The organism is Desulfitobacterium elongatum, from assembly GCF_055378975.1.
Window position 1 is genome coordinate 1166368 of the sequence record NZ_AP038772.1, and the last position, 17021, is coordinate 1183388.

The following is a 17021-nucleotide window of genomic DNA, read 5'->3' on the forward strand; positions in this document are numbered from 1 at the left end:
TAAGATATTCTTGGTGCTAGCGAAGATCAAGCAGGGGCGCTAGGGACTGTGAAAGTCTAGAAGTAGAATTTATTCGGGTTTTAATCTATCAAGAAGGTGAAGACGATGGAATTGAAAGATAAAAAAGTATTAGTCGTTGGCGCAGGACGAAGTGGATTAGCTGCGGTTAAAAAGTTAAAGAATCTTGGAGCTCAGGTGCTCCTTACAGATCGGCAGGATCCCGAAAAACTAAGTGAAATTACAGAATTAGGCTTAAGTGAAGGACAACTTATCTTAGGGAGAGTCCCTGAGTGGAATGAAGTGGAAGCGGACCTTATCGTTCTTTCTCCAGGGGTTCCTCCTCAGCTTCCATTTATCCAAGATGGCCTTTTTAAAGGAGCTCGAATCTGGAGTGAAGTGGAGCTTGCTTTACGGGATAATTCGGCGAAAAAGGTTGGGGTTACCGGAACGAATGGAAAGACGACGACGACCACGCTCATCGGAGAATTAGCGAAGCGTACGGGACGCACAACCCTGGTCGCTGGGAATATTGGGGTGGCTTTAAGTAGTCAGGTCGATGAGCTGGGTCAAGATGGAATTGTGGTAGCCGAGCTATCAAGCTTCCAACTGGAATGGATTGATAGCTTAAGAATGGATATCGGGATTCTTCTGAACGTGACTCCAGATCATCTGGATCGACATGGAACCGTTGAAAATTATCTGGCAGCGAAGGCGCGAATTTTTGAAAATCAAACAGCTAAAGATCTTGCTATCTTAAACTGGGATGATCAGGCGGTACGTGCCCTAGGCCCGAGCCTTAAAGCTCGAGTAATCTATATTAGCCCTACTACGTTTTTAAACGATGGGTTCTGTATGCAAGGTGACGAAATCGTTTTCGCCGAGAAAGGATCGATAACCCCGATTCTAGATCGCAAGGAGCTTAAGCTTCGTGGCAATCATAACCTGGAGAATGTCATGGCTTCTATCGCAGCAGCTAAGGAGCTCGGACTATCGTGGGAGGAAATTGCAGAAGGGCTTCGTCAGTTTAACGGGGTCGAACATCGCCAAGAAATTGTGGGAACTTTTGACGGGATTCTCTTTATTAATGACTCTAAGGGTACAAACCCAGATGCAGCGGAGAAGGCTTTATATGCCTTTCAGGAACCGATTGTTCTGATTGCTGGCGGTAAAAATAAAGGACTGGATTTTCATGAGTTCATGAAAATTGTTAAAGAGCAGGTAAAAAGCCTTGTTCTTGTTGGAATGGCGGCCGATGAAATGGAGCAAGCGGCCCGCGATGTAGGAGTAGAACGATTTGTCCGTGCCAAGACTTTCGAAGAGGCGGTTGAGCTTTCAATCGCAGAAGCGGTCGCTGGAGATGTTGTCCTCCTATCACCTGCTTGTACAAGTTGGGATATGTTTAAGAGTTATGAAGAAAGAGGGGAATTCTTTAAGGAGTTAGTGCGTAGGCATTATAGGGAACCCATTTCTAAATAAAGGGGGAACTTAACAATGCCGAGACGCCGCCGTCCTGATTTGGTCTTACTGGGAGTAATCCTCGCGCTCCTCGCAATAGGAATGGTAATGGTGTATAGTTCCAGTGCGGTAAAAGGATATGTACAGTATGACGATCCCTATCACTTCTTAAAGATGGAGGTGATATGGGTTACATTGGGCTTAGCGGCGATGATACTAGCCATGCGTTTGGATCTCGGCTTTTTACGCCAATGGGCAAAACCAGCTCTTATCATGGCCATTGTCTTGCTCATTATGGTTAAGATTCCCGGAATCGGCCGAAGGGTCAATGGGGCAGACCGCTGGATTGGATTAGGTCCCTTGTCGATTCAACCCTCGGAAGTGATCAAACTTACCATGGTTTTAGTTATGGCACATACTTTATCGATTGATCCTCACAAAATAAAATATTTCCGTAAAGGCTTATTACCCGTTCTTGGACTATTAGGGTTAATCGCTGGACTCATCATGCTTCAACCCGATTTGGGAACAACTCTGGTGGTGGCCGGAACGACCTTTTTTATGCTCATAGCCGCAGGTGCAAGAGTCAGTCACATTATGGCCTTAGGAAGTGCAGGAATAGTCTTAGTCGTCGCAGCAATTGCCGCTGCACCCTACCGAATGAATCGTATTCTCGCGTTTCTCGATCCCTGGGCTGATCCCTCGGGTAAGGGATACCAAACGATTCAGGCCCTTTTAGCCTTAGGACCAGGCGGGTTATTCGGCTTAGGGCTCGGGCAGAGTAAACAAAAATTTCTCTATCTCCCTGAGAATCATACCGATTTTATCTTCGCCATGATTGGGGAGGAGCTCGGTTTTGTCGGTGCGACTCTCGTGATTATGCTCTTCTTCCTCTTCGCTTGGAGGGGATTTAGGGTCGCAATGGGTGCGCCAGACGCCTTCACAGGCTTTCTAGCCGTGGGCCTCACTGCGATGGTGTCGATCCAAGCAATGATCAACATGGGGGTCGTAAGCGGTGTCTTACCGGTCACAGGGATCACCCTTCCCTTCCTGAGTTATGGGGGGACGTCGCTCGTGTTTACCTTGATAGGGGTCGGGGTGCTCTTGAATATTTCGAGGGAATCGCGATGAGAGCTTGCAAGAGGTTATTACTCAGTAATGCTTGGTGGGTTTGTGCAAGTCGAGTTACGTTACAGACACTCGGAAAATACGCTCGCAAAGCAAACTAAGGGCTAAACTGCTTCTTGCATGCTGCGGGGTACCCGCCTAAATCGCTCCTGCTCAATAGGCGGCGAGCCACATCCTTGTGGTCGCCCCGCTATATGGGGAGCAGTTTAGCCCAAGTTTGCTTGTTGCTCGCGAAGAAACCTCGCGCTCTGTAATCGTAACTCACTTTGCAGAATAGCTTCAGCAATCCTTTACAGAATGACCTGAACAATAATCCTAAGAAATTACCCAAGGATTTTGCTTTGCATAAGGGAACGCCTTCTAAGCGAGCGGCTAACCAATCTTCGCGAAAAGGTCGCAGCGGAGACGGGTTGGAAACACGACGTTTCCAACCGGCCACGAGGCATGGACGCCGATTTGGCCGGGAACCCGACGGAGCGGAGAACTTGAGCGATTAGATTGGTCCGCGCAGCTTACGGAGTGACCGTTGCAAAGCAAAATCCTGGAGATAATACTTCAGAGAAGAGCCTCAAAACGACTGCTAAAAATCTCAACCATCGAAAGGAGCAGAATTCCATGCGAGTGATTGTAACAGGTGGCGGAACGGGCGGCCACATCTATCCTGCCTTAGCGATCGCCAAGGGGATTCTCGCCCGTGAACCCGAGAGTCAAATCCTCTATGTCGGAACCCAGGAAGGAATGGAAGCCCGACTCGTTCCAGAAGCTGGAATCGACTTTCAAGGAGTATCTGGACAAGGACTCCCTCGAAAGCTTAGCGTAGATACAGTGAAAGTCGGAGCCAAAAGCTTTAAAGCACTCTGGGAAACCAAACAAATCCTCAAAGAGTTCAAACCCGATCTCGTCGTCGGGACCGGGGGATATGTCTCTGGGCCGGTTGTTTTGACAGCGGCCTTATTTGGAATTCCCACCTTACTTCATGAGCAAAACGCCCTTCCGGGGATTACGAATAAAATTCTAGCCCGATTTGTTCGAAAGGTCATGGTAACGTTTCCAGAGAGTATTGCGCACTTCGGAGTACGCAAGAAATTGGTCTTAACGGGTTTGCCTGTGCGTCCAGAGATTGGAGAAGTTTCTCGTACCGAGGGCGCCTTGCGTTTGGGACTGCATCCTGAACGACTGACCTTGCTTATCACAGGAGGAAGTCGTGGGGCTCGCAGCATCAACCAGGCCATGCCGACTGTACTTAAAAGTTTACTCGCTCGACCAGACATCCAGGTCATATGGGCCACTGGAAAAGCGACGTATAAAGAGACACAGAAAGCCTTAAAGGACGCTGGGATTGATGGGGTACAAGAAAACTGGAAGGTGCTTGAGTACCTCAAAGATATGCCAGAGGCGCTCGCGTGTACCGATTTATTCATAGGACGGGCTGGGGCTACGACGTTAGCAGAACTGATGGTCGCTGGAAAACCTGGGATTCTTATCCCTTATCCTTTTGCAGCAGAGAATCACCAAGAGTATAATGCTCGAGCCCTAGAAAAGGATGGGGCTGCACGGGTTATTCTTGATTTGGTGCTAACCGGTGAGAAGCTTTCGGAGATTATCCAAGAACTTCTCGCAAAACCCCAGGACTTAAGGAGCATGGCCGATGCAGCTAAGGGATTGGGGCAGCCGAAGGCTCTTCAAAAAATTGTCGATGTCTGTATGGAGACCGCCTGGAAATAATTCTACTTCCTTTTTCACACCTTCTGACACGATTGCATAACATATGACAGTCAGAAGGAAGGGAGTGGATTTGTCAATGTGGCCGAAGCGGAAGATTTTATTCGTCATTCCGCGCGGGATTGAAGGATGGCAAGGGATTCTTTCCTTGTTGGAAGCCCTACATAGAGATGTTATAGTAAGGGAAACATCTGAAGAGATTCCGGCGGACTTAACTGGGCTGACATGTCCTGGATGGGATGAGGAATTAGTGGACTTATCGGATGTTGGGCCGACAGATATTCTCTATTGGCCTGGAATTCCTATGGAAGATGCCTATCGGAAGTGGGGATTATCCCGGGGGCTTTCGCAAACCGAACTCCCTGAATTTCTACATAAATATTGGGAAGAGGAGATTATTCTTCCTGTAACTCAATCTGCCACAGCCGATGAAGAGCCTCTGCTGTGGAGACTGTTAGACGCTGCAGAATTTGAGCCTTCCTTGCTTTGGAAGAAACCAGAGGGTCAATGGGAAGTCCGAATCGGGCAAGGGCTCCACTGGGTTATCCCTGAGGCATGGTATAACGAATGTTGTGGGTTAGAGACTTTCGGACGTCAACCCAAACGGATTCTGTCCGAGAGCTATTGGCTCCTCCAAGAGAATCGGGTAGAGTTTTATTCGGATCGTGAAAGCTTCGCTTTTCTGGGCTTCTTAGAACCGTTTGGAAATAAAGAGCAGGAGCAGGGGATCTATACAACCGTTCTGCAGGCGCTTCAACTCGGCGTACCCTGGAGAAATATTAAAAGCTTTTATAATACAGCTCTCAACACTTCTAAAGATGACTTTGTAAAAAGGGAAAACAGTTTAAGGTGGTATGCGGATGATTTTGCACGGAGTACGTGGCCGAGTGGAACAGAATTACCCACTGAAGGCGCTGAACACTTGGAAAGTCGGGGGATCAGCTGAAACCGTTTTTTGGCCTGAAAGTGAAGACGAATTGCGTAGGATAGGGCTTCAAGCTCAAAAAGAAAGGATCCCCCTCCGTTTATTTGGGCGGGGATCAAATATTCTTTTCCCGGATGAAGGTCTATCTGGAATCACGCTGATTAGTACCTCCTTAGATAAAGTGGCTTGGGATGAAGAACGCGTTAGTGTCGGGGCAGGATACTCTTTGGCACGCCTTGCCCAGGAAGCAGGAAATAGGGGATTAACAGGGTTAGAATTCGCCCGGGGGATACCCGGAACGGTCGGTGGAGCGATCGTCATGAATGCGGGGGCTCACGGAGGAGAGATTCAAGCTATCCTCGAGCAGGCTAAGATCTTAACAACCGATGGAGAGCTTCAGAGCTTAGGCAGAGATGAAATTCAATTCGGATATAGAGAATGCTCCCTTCGGGGAAAGGCTTGGGTTTTGGAAGGTACGTTCCGCTTGAAGCATGGAGATCCAGAAAGTATTCAAGGCGCCATGCGTGAGAATCTGGCAAAGAGAAAAATGGCCCAGCCTTTAGAGTTTCCAAACGCAGGGAGTGTCTTTCGGAATCCTCCTGGGGATTCTGCAGGAAGGCTTATCGAGCAAGCGGGATGGAAGGGTAAAGCGATTGGTGGGGCTCAAGTGTCACCAAAGCATGCCAATTTTATCGTTAATACCGGTAACGCGACTGCTCACGATGTCTTATCCCTAATTCAAGAGATTCAGAAGGATGTTCATCAAAAGTTCGGGGTGGAATTGAAGACAGAGGTTCAATATATAGCACCGAACTAAGAGGGGAGGAATGTTTCATGGCGATGGATCGCTATGTAATCACCGGAAAACAGAGGCTGGAAGGCAGAGTGCGCACCAGTGGTGCAAAGAACTCCTCGTTACCCTTATTAGCCGCGTCCTTGCTCGCTTCAGGAAAGTCTACCTTGATTGATATCCCCCAGCTAGCGGATATTGATAATATGATTGAGGTGCTCGAGTACCTCGGTGCGGGTGTGAAACGGCAAAATGAAGCCTTAATTGTGGATGCTTCTGATCTCTGTCGGTGGGAAGTGGAAGAAGGCTTGATGCGCCAGATGAGAGCCTCTAATCTGATCTTAGGACCAGTACTCGCGCGTAATGGTCGAGTGTGTATATCGAGACCGGGTGGCTGTGCGATTGGATCCCGCCCCATGGATCAACATATCAAAGGACTCCAGGAACTCGGAGTCAAAGTGAAAGAGAAACATGGGTATATTGAAGCGTGGGCGGATCATCTTGTCGGTGCAAATGTTTATCTGGATGTTCCGAGTGTTGGAGCTACAGAAAATATTATGATGGCTGCGGTTTTAGCAAAGGGGACGACAACCCTTCATAATGCAGCTCGGGAACCGGAAATTGTCGATCTCCAGAATTTCTTAAACAAGATGGGGGCCAAAATACGCGGTGCGGGAATGGATGTTCTTCGAATCGAAGGAGTCTCTCAGCTTTATCCTGTGGAACATACTGTTATTCCTGACCGAATAGAAGCAGGAACTCATATGGTTGCCGCGGTGATGACTCAGGGGGACATCGAGATTGATAATGTAATTCCAGAACACTTAGAGCCCGTTATAGCAAAGCTTACCCAAGCCGGGGCTGAAATCTCTATCGGGGATGATTCTGTTCGGGTAAGGGGAAAAGGGAAAATCAAGGGTGTTGACTGTAAGACAATGCCCTATCCGGGTTTCCCTACTGATATGCAACCGCAGTTTATGGCGCTCTTAGCTATGGGAGAGGGAACAAGTATTATCACAGAAACCATTTTCGAAAACCGTTTCCAACATGTCGATGAACTTCGGCGGATGGGAGCTCAGATTACCATTGAAGGCCGTACAGCAATTATTCGCGGAGTTAAAAGCCTGGAAGGTGCCTTTGTCGAGGCGACAGATCTGCGTGCAGGAGCAGCCCTCTTCTTAGCGGCCCTTTCTGCAGAGGAAGCTACTGTTCTCGAGAAGGTAGGGCATATCGATCGTGGCTACGAAAACCTTGGGGAGAAATATCGTTCCTTGGGTGCAAAGCTCAGCCGTGTAAAATCTTAATTCAGATGGAGTATTATTCTAGGCGGACGATGTGGTGTCGAAAAGAAAGACATGACAGAGAGGGTTGTATTCGTTATACTTGGGACGAGGGGGAACGTGCATGAAGCCCAAGAAAACGACTACATCCTTTCTCTATATTTCTATTTTGATGATTATACTCGCTGTGGGTATTGCTTCATTTCTTCGATCAAGTTATTTTTCAGTTGAAAAGATTATCATCGAAGGGTTGCAGCAGATTCCAGAGAATGAGATTGAACGCTTAACAACGGAGGCTGTCGGGCAAAATCTGTTCTTACTAGAACAAGATCGACTGAAGCAGAACGTTTTACTTCACCCTTTAGTGGAGAGTATAGAGATAAAGAGAAAATTACCGAAGACTTTGGTTCTTCACATCAAGGAACGGACCCCGATTGCCCTCGTTGTGGTTTCACGGGGTGTCGTCGAAGTTGATGGAAAAGGAATGTTCTTGCGTCGCAGGGAGGGATGGCCTGATAAAAGCTATCCCATGATTAACGGGATAAGTATCCCGGATACAGCTGGGCCAGGACAGGAGCTAAAGCTCCCAGGGCTTCAGGCAGCGCTACTTTTGTTGGGACAAGCTCCCCCAGAGCTTACACCTTTGATTGGGGAAATTTTTGTGAATCCCATCCAGCAGATGACCTTGTTTTTGAACAATGGAGTGGAAGTACGCTTAGGGAAAACCAATGACTGGACAGTCAAACTTAAGGCTTTATATGATTTACTGAATGATTCAGGGTATAAGTCTTTTCAAAATGGGGTAAGGTATATTGATTTCACAGCGGCTAAGCCTGTAATTGGCCGTTGATGAGGGGGAGCAACAAACAATGTGGTTACCGATTCTTGGGTTGATTCTTGGGTTAGCGATCGGCTGGTTTAGTCCGTTTTCTGTACCCGTTGAATATGCAAAGTATTTATCCATAGGAATCCTTGCTGCCTTGGACTCAGTGCTCGGGGGAATCCGAGCTGCTCAAGAGGAGCATTTTGATTCCACGGTATTTTTAACGGGATTCTTTACAAATATCTTACTTGCTGGATTATTAGCGTATGTGGGAGATCGGATCGGGGTCGATCTCTATCTTGCAGCGGTGGTAGCCTTCGGGGTGCGCTTATTTAACAACTTGGCGATTATTCGTAGACATCTTTTGAAAAAATAATTTCGAGGACTAACCTCCTTCTTTCGCTTTTGCTTGAGGAGATTTGAGCTTTAATAGCAGGAAACTTAAATATTGGATAGTATTTCCAATAAAAAAGTTTTAAGTGAAAAGAAGGATAATATGCTTGTCCATAGAATTTATTGGACAAGTGTGTAAATCTGAGTTTTAACCCTTTTGGAAGAAGTTTTCTGAGGGGATGAAAAGGTGTAAATACTTGCGAGGGGGTCATAAGCAAAAATGCTTGAATTTGATATGGACTTTAATCAGTTTGCCCAGATTAAGGTAATTGGAGTCGGTGGTGGCGGAAATAATGCCGTAAACCGTATGATTACAGCGGGTTTAAAAGGTGTAGACTTTATTGCGATTAATACAGATGCCCAGGCTATTAACCTCTCGCGTGCTGGACAGAAGGTTCAGATCGGTCTTAAATTGACTAAGGGGCTTGGTGCTGGTGCTAACCCTGAGGTTGGATCGAAGGCTGCTGAAGAAAGCCGTGAAGAGTTAATTAATGCCCTTAAGGGTGCCGATATGGTCTTTGTTACTGCAGGAATGGGTGGTGGTACGGGAACGGGTGCTGCTCCTATCGTGGCAGAGATTGCCAAAGAGTTAGGCGCCTTGACTGTAGGGGTTGTTACCCGGCCCTTTTCTTTTGAGGGTAGGAAACGGGCGATGCAGGCAGAAAAGGGAATTGCAGAGCTTAAAAGTAAAGTTGATACCTTGATTACAATTCCTAATGATCGCTTGCTTCAAGTCGTGGACAAGCATACAACGATTCACGAAGCGTTTAGGATTGCGGATGATGTTCTACGTCAAGGGGTTCAAGGCATTTCAGACCTTATCGCTGTTCCGGGACTTATCAACCTTGACTTTGCAGATGTCAAGACGATTATGCGTAATACTGGTTCTGCTTTAATGGGAATTGGCCAAGCGACAGGGGAGAATCGGGCGGCTGATGCGGCTCGGAAAGCGATTTCTAGTCCTCTTCTCGAGACCTCGATCGAAGGGGCTCAGGGCGTACTTTTGAATATTACGGGTGGACAAAACTTAACCTTGTTCGAAGTGAATGAAGCCTCTGAGATTATCGCCGAAGCGGCAGATCCGGAAGCAAATATCATCTTTGGAGCAGTGATTGATGAAAGCATGAAGGAAGAAGTACGGGTTACTGTCATTGCGACAGGATTTGACCAGCAAAAGGCTTCTTTTGGCAAGGCCGGAGCTTCAAACGAACAGATTATACGCCCGGTGGCAGCAGCTGCTGAGGACTTAGATATTCCTGAGTTCCTACGTCGCCGTCGCTAAGTAAAGCTCTAAGTAAATACAGATCTTTCAATTGACAAGCTAGTGCACTATGCCTAGCTTGTTTTTATTTTTTCCTCTTTCCTTTCTCTTGACGCGATAATACGTCACGAGTCGCAATAGTTTTCCTAAATATTCCCTCGTATTGCGACAGGTTTTATCCTCGCGTTTCGGTATAATTTGGTAGAGAAGTGTTGAAAGGGCAGTAGTGAAGTCATGGAGAGGTATTTGGATCTCGACCTTTTAGTGAATGGAAGTATGGATGCCTTGTTGTTGATCCTTACGGCCCGACTGTTAAACGTTCCTCTCCGTTCAAAGCGTATTCTGGGAGGAGTTTTGGCGGGAGAAATTTCTGTAATTCTTTCTGCCTTTTACCCCGTTTCCTTGCTCTTTGAGTTAAGTAAGTTCTTCATTCCGTGGATTATGGTCTGGCTTGCTTACCCTATTCGGGGGATTAGACCCTATCTGAAAGCCTTGCTGCTTTTCTGGATTCTTTCCGCAGGCTTAGGGGGACTCGTCTACGCCTTATGGGGTTGGGTAAGCTTTGATGGCTTAGTCGGAAACTCCTTACGTATAGGATTAAGAAATCTTTGGATTTTACCGTTAGTTGCTGCCCTGTGGTGGTTAGGTCAGAAGGCTTGGCATCGAGTTCTTGCTTCAGCCGCCCAGTTGAAGCCCTCTCTTTACGATCTCAGGATCGACTTTGGAGCAGCAACAGGACCCATTCCAATTAAGGCCTTGTTGGACACAGGGAATCAGCTGAGAGATCCCTTGACGGGTACTCCAGTCATTTTAGTCGAAGAAGAAGTTGCAGCAGCTGGGATTCCAGCGGAGCTACTCCCGGCCTTGAAGGCTCCTTGGCGAGAACTTGAGGATCCGTGGCCCTGGCTTTGGCAGGCTGACCCAGCTTGGATAAGATATTTTGTCTTTATCCCTTATCAAGGAGTTGGTCACAAGAGCTGGCTTCTTGGAATTCGCCCGCAACAGGTTATTTGTACTTCTTCGCCGGAACCGAGAGAGATTAAGGCGACTTTAGCCTTAGTGCAGCAAGTTTTAAGCACGGATGGGGCGTATCAGGCCTTGTTACATCCGGAACACGTTCGAGGAGCGGAGGATGGTTTATGAGACGGATAATTGTGTATTTTAAACTGCTAAGGCTAAAAATAAAGCTGTATATCCAGCAAAAACTGAATGGGTGGCGCGAAATCTACTACGTGGGTAGCAGTGAGGCTTTGCCCCCTCCATTGAGCTCAGACGAAGAAGGACTTCTCTTGGAGCGTTTGGAAATGGGGGATCCCACAGTCCGAGATATCCTGATTGAGAGGAATTTGCGGCTAGTCGTCTATATTGCCCGAAAATTTGAGAACACGGGAGTCGGAATTGAAGATCTGGTTTCGATTGGTACGATTGGTTTGATCAAAGCGGTGAACACCTTTGATCCCCAGAAGAAGATCAAATTAGCCACCTATGCATCTCGTTGCATAGAAAATGAAATACTTATGTATTTGCGTAGAAATAATAAGACACGAACTGAGGTATCCTTTGATGAACCGCTAAATATTGATTGGGATGGAAATGAACTGTTACTCTCAGACGTGTTAGGAACAGAAAATGATATTATTTCTCGCCCACTTGAAGAACAAGTTGATCGTCAACTTTTGCATCTTGCCATGGGGCGTCTTTCTGATCGAGAAAAACTTATCATGGAACTACGCTTTGGTCTTGACAATGGTGAGGAGAAGACTCAAAAAGAAGTAGCAGATCGTTTGGGAATTTCCCAATCCTATATTTCACGGCTGGAAAAGAGAATTATTAGGAGATTGAAGAAAGAATTCATCCGTTTGGAATAACTTTCAAAATGTTCGGGCATACTCTTCCAAGAGAAAATTGGCTTGGAGGGTGCTCAGAATGGCTTTAAACAAAGTAGAAATCTGTGGAGTGAACACCTCAAAATTGCCTGTTCTTAGTAGCGCAAAGATGAAGGAGTTATTTGTAGCTTACCAAAGTGGAGAAAAAGAAGCACGGGAGAAACTCATCTATGGCAACTTAAGGCTCGTCCTGAGTGTCATACAGCGGTTTACAAATCGTGGAGAATATGTGGATGATCTCTTCCAGGTCGGGTGCATCGGGTTAATGAAGGCAATCGATAATTTTGACCTCGGGCAAAACGTTAAATTCTCGACATACGCTGTGCCGATGATCATCGGGGAAATCCGACGATACTTAAGAGATAACAACCCCATTCGAGTCAGTCGATCTCTTCGTGATATAGCGTATAAAGCTTTACAAGTTCGAGATCAACTCGTCAGTGAATGTGCTCGTGAACCAACCGTATCCGAGATAGCTGCTAAGCTGACCCTACCTAGGGAAGAAGTTATCTTCGCATTGGATGCAATTCAAGAGCCGATTTCCCTCTTCGAACCCATCTATCATGATGGTGGAGATCCTATATTCGTCATGGATCAGATCGGAGATGATAAGCACTCCGATAACAGCTGGCTCGAAGGAATCGCCGTGCGTGAGGCCCTACGCCGCCTTAGCGAGCGAGAAAAACTTATCCTCAACCTCAGATTCTTCCATGGAAAAACTCAGATGGAAGTTGCCGACGAAATCGGAATCTCACAGGCTCAAGTATCTCGCCTGGAGAAGGCGGCACTAGGTCATATGAAAAAGTACGTCTAAATTTAGGCTGGGCATTTTGCCCAGCCTTTTCGTCGGGAGCACGGGGCTCGTCACTGTCCCTGTTCCTGCCTCCATCCCTAAGTTTCACTTTCCTTTGTATTACGTCGTAGTCGGGAATGAATAGCTTTCCCCTTGCATATAAATGTCGAGAGGGGAGGTATGGCGGATGCGGATCTCTGAGTTACGATTGTTAGATATCGTGAATATCAAAGATGGCCGGAGGTTAGGGCCGATTAAGGACTTGGATCTTGATCTCGAACGGGGAGTGGTGAAAGGGATCGTTGTACCTGGTGCCTCCCGAAGCTGGGGATTTTTTGGTGGGGGTCGGACCGAAGACATCATGGTGCCATGGGATCGAGTAAAGAAAATCGGAGTGGATGTAATCCTAGTGGATGCTCAAGATATACCTGAGTTTAATAACAATCCGGACGACCGGTAAACAAAGTAAGCCTCCTGGAGTGCGTAAGCTACAGGAGGCTTTCATATATATCTTTCACAGCAGAGGATTGAAAGAGATGGGGGCGTGGTGCTTTTTCCGGTATCTTTAACATTTCTTTCGATTTTCAGGGATAATTCCACGAAAGATAGGACTTTTGGGGAGTTTGTCCACTGGAAAATTTATGGTATAGTTAGAACTAAGGATTTAAGGGGGAGGGAGTTCGTATGTCTTGGGTTTGGCGACAAGGAAAACAGTTGACCTATCTTACAATTCCCGAGTGGGAAGCAGAAGGGATCCAGTTAGGATTTTCTACGCGCTGGGGTGGAGTCAGTAAACCGCCTTATTCCTCCTTGAATCTGGGGCTTCATGTTGGAGACACCCCGGAGGCTGTCCGGGTTAATCGAGAGATTTGGTTCAAAGAATGGGATGCAAGTGGGTCTGAGGTGGCGATTGGGGAGCAAGTGCATGGGACTCAAATCTATAGGGTGAACGAGTGTGATGCAGGAAGAGGGAGTCAAAGCCTTGACTCTGTAATCCCAGGTGTAGATGCACTTGTCACCAAGAATGCGCTAGGTTTGATGGCATTTTTCGCTGATTGCGTTCCCGTATTTTTTTATCATCCTAGAATACGAACCATAGGAATAGCCCATGCCGGATGGAAGGGAACTGCTGGAAGAATTGTTTTCAAAACTCTAGAGCAATTTCGTAAGATGGGTGGAGAACCGGAAGACTGTTGGGTGGCGTTAGGACCGAGCATAGGCCCCTGCTGTTATGAGGTGGATGATCGAGTTATCAAGGGCTTTGAGGAGGGATATTCCAATACTTCGTTTCTTAAGCCGGGAAAGCCTGGACATGCTATGCTGGATTTGTGGGAAGCGAATCAGGTTGTCCTTCGTGAAGCAGGAGTTCCTCAAGAAAAGATTTGGGTTGCGGGAGTCTGCACCGCATGCCATACCGATTCCTTTTTTTCACACCGTATAGAGGGTCCAAAGACAGGGCGCATGGCTGGCTGGATTCGCCGGACCCCAAAGAGGGAGGTTTAACCATGGCGGTCATTCTCGTAGTTGATGATGAAGAACCGATTCAGGAACTGCTAAAGTTTAATCTAGAAAAAGAGGGCTATGAGGTTATCACGGCAGATGATGGTCCTGAGGCCTTGAAAACAATAGAGGAAAAGCATCCCGATCTTGTCGTATTAGATATCATGCTTCCCGGAATGAACGGGTTAGAAGTATGCACCCAGCTTCGCATGAATCCGAGGTTCAGTGACTTGCCAGTGATAATGCTTACAGCAAAAGGGGAAGAAATCGATAAAGTTCTAGGTCTTGAAATTGGAGCAGATGACTATATCACGAAGCCCTTTAGTCCACGCGAACTCCTAGCCCGAATTCGTGCCAGACTCAGGCGGCTGAAGCCTGCTGAAGGGGGAAATGAGCTCCTCCGTGGGGATTTGCGTATTGATCTTGAACGGTTTAGTGTTTCTATTCGGGGAGAGTATGTTGAGCTCACTCCAAAGGAATTTGAACTTTTGCGTGTCCTAGCGGCTCACCCAGGCAAGGTATACTCCCGCGATGAACTTCTCGAACGCGTATGGGGCTATGAGTATGCAGGAGATACTCGGACTGTAGATGTTCATGTTCGACATCTTAGACAAAAAGTTGAGAAGGATCCCTCGAATCCTGAGTATATCGAAACACTCCGTGGTATCGGGTATCGCTTGAAAGGATAGGGATATGAACATTAAGTGGCGAATTACGGGAATTTATCTTTTGGTCAATTCACTTTCCCTTCTGCTCTTCTGGCTAGGTACTCAGGCCCTTACAGGTTTATCCTTACACGTGGATTTAGGAACTGTTATCTTGGCGATTGTTTTACCCGGAGGAATTACCTACTATTTTGCTTCACGCTTCGGGGAAAGAATAAACAAGCTGTATGCTACGGCGAGAGGAATCTCTCAAGGACAGTTTCAGACCCCCTTTATTCCAGAGTCTTCCGATGAACTAGGGAAACTTTCAAGTGAGATGATCAACCTTGCTCAACATGTCAAAGGGAGCATCTTGAGGAATCAACAAGAAGCACAAAAAATTCAAGCGATCCTTACAGGAATGCAGGAGGGTGTCATTTCACTGGATCAAGTAGGGCGGATTGTCCTCATTAATCGTGCCGCTGAAAAGATATTCGGCAGGACCCAAGATGAAGTCGAAAACCAATATCTCAATGTGCTATGTGAGTATGAGGAACTTCAGCAGCTCGTTGCAAAGGCGCTGGAGGAAGGTCAACATGGGAGTTCCGAAATTGTTGTCAATCAGAAAATGATTGTCAGAGCTCAAGTAAGTCCGATACTCGGGGAGAAGAGTCGATCGCGTGGGGCAGTCATTGTCTGTTATGACACTACAGAGCTTCGTCGCTTAGAACAAATAAGGACAGAATTTGTGGGAAATGTATCCCATGAACTCCGAACCCCGCTAACTTCCATCAAAGGGTTTGTTGAAACTTTGTTGGATGGAGCAGCAGAAGAGCCAACTCTAAGAGAAAGATTTCTAAAGATTATCCAAACGGAAACCTTGCGTTTACAACGTCTCGTGGATGAACTATTGACCCTTTCTCGTATTGAAAACCCTCGGATAGACAAGGCTGGGGCTCATAGTAAAGTTCAGGAGGCCTATGAGAAAATAAGACCTGTGATTGAACCTTATGCTGAAGCAAAGGAAATCTCAGTGGAGGTTGCACTCGCACCTGATTTACCTGCGGTAGCCATGGGAATAGATTTATTAAGTCAAGTACTTCTCAACATGATGGAAAATGCTGTAAAATATACAGGAGAGGGTAAGATTTGGCTTCATGGATATCAATTTGGAAATTATATCCATTTGGAGTTTGGAGACACGGGTAGTGGAATCCCGGAAGCGGATCTACCCCGCATATTTGAACGGTTCTACCGAGTGGATAAGGCACGTTCCCGTGATCAGGGGGGGACCGGGTTAGGGCTGAGTATCGTTAAGCATATTGTAGAAGGGGCCAAGGGGAAAATTAGTGTTTCTTCACAGCTTGGTTCTGGTACCGTATTCTTATGTGAATTACCCATTGTGAACGGAGAGGAAAAGAATGACGAGAAAAACAGCTAAGGGAATTAGGGTGGCCAAAAAACTACTCGGAATAGGAGTTCTCGTTCTCCTGCTACTAAGTTCCTTAGGGTGGGTTTATCGTTCTAGTTTTTTAACAGGATCACTTGAAGTTGAATTGGCAAAGCAGGGGGGCATCGAGCATAACCAGACCATTTCTGCCGTATTTGCCAATGAGGAAGTGCCTATTAAGGCTCCGACAGCTGGAAAGCCCGAATTTCTAGGAAAAGAAGGCCAGCGTTTTCGAAGAGGAGACCAGGTCGCGGTGATGAAGCCAGAAGGGGTAGCTTTAGGCCAGACGGGGGCAAAGGTAGGAGCCCCAGTGGTTGCACCGGATGGCGGAATTCTCTCCTACGGGACAGATGGTTTAGAGTCGATTCTGACCCCAGATAATCTCCTGTCCATGGATTTGAGTAAAGTGCTTGAACAAAGTAGTCCCTCCAAAGAGGGGGAAGGACCAGTTCAAAATGGCGGGGTTATCGGGAAGATCACTAATAATCTTCGACCGACTGTGGCAGTGATAAAAATCGCTCCAACTGAAGAATATAAGCTAGGGAAGACGCTCAAGTTTACGATCAATGGTTTGGGATATAGTGCTAAAGTAGTTCGACTCCTCGATAACCCCCAAGGGATGGTCGTTCAATTTAATCAATATGTTGAAGGAACAGCCAAGCAACGGATCCAAGAGATTTCCTGGACTTCGAGGCCAACGGTAGACGGAGTCATCTTACCCAAGAGCTCCCTGTGGAATAAAGGAGAAGAACGGGGAGTGTATGTCGTGCAGGGTGGGGTCATCCAGTTTCGCAAGATTAAGGTATTGGATGAGAATGAACAAGAAGTATGTATTGAGGGTCTGCCCTATGGAATACCGGTGATCATCAACCCTCGTTCTGGATTAGATGGGTTAACCATGAATGTGTAGAAATGCCTTCTTCAACATAAACCTGAGCTTACATGCAGGAAACAGGCTTTTAATGTAGAAT

General features: G+C 46.8%; 17 protein-coding genes. All 17 read left to right on the forward strand.

Features of this window, described 5'->3' with window-relative positions:
* Positions 1-105 precede the first annotated feature (105 nt).
* The 17 genes from murD to ACZ42W_RS05465 all read left to right on the forward strand — a co-directional run bounded on the left by murD (position 106) and on the right by ACZ42W_RS05465 (position 16960).
* The gene (gene murD / locus ACZ42W_RS05385; RefSeq protein WP_464168986.1) at positions 106-1476 is read left to right on the forward strand and encodes a UDP-N-acetylmuramoyl-L-alanine--D-glutamate ligase; all 1371 of its coding nucleotides are present in this window, start codon (positions 106-108) and stop codon (positions 1474-1476) included.
* A 15-nt stretch (positions 1477-1491) separates the two neighbouring features.
* On the forward strand, positions 1492-2586 hold the full coding sequence (spoVE, locus tag ACZ42W_RS05390; protein ID WP_464168988.1) for a stage V sporulation protein E: 1095 nt from the start codon (positions 1492-1494) through the stop codon (positions 2584-2586).
* A 612-nt stretch (positions 2587-3198) separates the two neighbouring features.
* Positions 3199-4308 carry an undecaprenyldiphospho-muramoylpentapeptide beta-N-acetylglucosaminyltransferase gene (gene murG, locus ACZ42W_RS05395; RefSeq protein WP_464170869.1) on the forward strand — a complete coding sequence of 370 codons (1110 nt, stop codon included), beginning with the start codon at positions 3199-3201 and terminating at the stop codon, positions 4306-4308.
* 76 nt (positions 4309-4384) lie between these two features.
* Positions 4385-5251, forward strand: a complete 867-nt coding sequence (locus tag ACZ42W_RS05400) for a hypothetical protein (RefSeq protein WP_464168990.1) — start codon at positions 4385-4387, stop codon at positions 5249-5251.
* A complete protein-coding gene (gene murB, locus ACZ42W_RS05405) occupies positions 5166-6047 on the forward strand; it encodes a UDP-N-acetylmuramate dehydrogenase (protein ID WP_464168991.1) in 882 nt (293 codons plus the stop codon). The genes ACZ42W_RS05400 and murB overlap by 86 nt, the downstream gene beginning before the upstream one ends.
* A 17-nt stretch (positions 6048-6064) precedes the next feature.
* Positions 6065-7324 (forward strand): UDP-N-acetylglucosamine 1-carboxyvinyltransferase, encoded by a 1260-nt coding sequence (murA, locus tag ACZ42W_RS05410; RefSeq protein ID WP_464168993.1) that lies wholly within the window; start codon positions 6065-6067, stop codon positions 7322-7324.
* Between the two features lie 100 nt (positions 7325-7424).
* Positions 7425-8150, forward strand: coding sequence for a cell division protein FtsQ/DivIB (locus ACZ42W_RS05415; protein WP_464168995.1), 726 nt, complete (start codon positions 7425-7427; stop codon positions 8148-8150).
* A 19-nt stretch (positions 8151-8169) separates the two neighbouring features.
* Positions 8170-8499, forward strand: coding sequence for a small basic family protein (locus tag ACZ42W_RS05420; protein ID WP_464168997.1), 330 nt, complete (start codon positions 8170-8172; stop codon positions 8497-8499).
* Between the two features lie 237 nt (positions 8500-8736).
* Complete coding sequence (ftsZ, locus tag ACZ42W_RS05425; protein ID WP_464168999.1) at positions 8737-9798, forward strand: cell division protein FtsZ; 1062 nt, start codon at positions 8737-8739, stop codon at positions 9796-9798.
* Positions 9799-10011: 213 nt separating this feature from the next.
* On the forward strand, positions 10012-10920 hold the full coding sequence (locus ACZ42W_RS05430; RefSeq protein WP_464169001.1) for a sigma-E processing peptidase SpoIIGA: 909 nt from the start codon (positions 10012-10014) through the stop codon (positions 10918-10920).
* The gene (gene sigE / locus ACZ42W_RS05435; protein WP_464169003.1) at positions 10917-11645 is read left to right on the forward strand and encodes an RNA polymerase sporulation sigma factor SigE; all 729 of its coding nucleotides are present in this window, start codon (positions 10917-10919) and stop codon (positions 11643-11645) included. Before ACZ42W_RS05430 ends, sigE begins: the two co-directional genes overlap by 4 nt.
* 58 nt (positions 11646-11703) lie before the next feature.
* Positions 11704-12477, forward strand: a complete 774-nt coding sequence (sigG, locus tag ACZ42W_RS05440) for an RNA polymerase sporulation sigma factor SigG (RefSeq protein ID WP_464169005.1) — start codon at positions 11704-11706, stop codon at positions 12475-12477.
* A gap of 166 nt (positions 12478-12643) precedes the next feature.
* Entirely contained in the window at positions 12644-12916 is a 273-nt protein-coding gene (locus ACZ42W_RS05445; protein ID WP_464169007.1) for a YlmC/YmxH family sporulation protein, read from the forward strand.
* A 224-nt stretch (positions 12917-13140) separates the two neighbouring features.
* On the forward strand, positions 13141-13959 hold the full coding sequence (gene pgeF, locus ACZ42W_RS05450; RefSeq protein WP_464169009.1) for a peptidoglycan editing factor PgeF: 819 nt from the start codon (positions 13141-13143) through the stop codon (positions 13957-13959).
* Positions 13960-13961: 2 nt separating this feature from the next.
* The gene (locus tag ACZ42W_RS05455; protein ID WP_464169010.1) at positions 13962-14645 is read left to right on the forward strand and encodes a response regulator; all 684 of its coding nucleotides are present in this window, start codon (positions 13962-13964) and stop codon (positions 14643-14645) included.
* A 4-nt stretch (positions 14646-14649) separates the two neighbouring features.
* Positions 14650-16041 (forward strand): two-component system histidine kinase PnpS, encoded by a 1392-nt coding sequence (pnpS, locus tag ACZ42W_RS05460; protein WP_464169012.1) that lies wholly within the window; start codon positions 14650-14652, stop codon positions 16039-16041.
* Complete coding sequence (locus tag ACZ42W_RS05465) at positions 16022-16960, forward strand: biotin/lipoyl attachment domain-containing protein (protein WP_464169014.1); 939 nt, start codon at positions 16022-16024, stop codon at positions 16958-16960. The genes pnpS and ACZ42W_RS05465 overlap by 20 nt, the downstream gene beginning before the upstream one ends.
* Positions 16961-17021 lie beyond the last annotated feature (61 nt).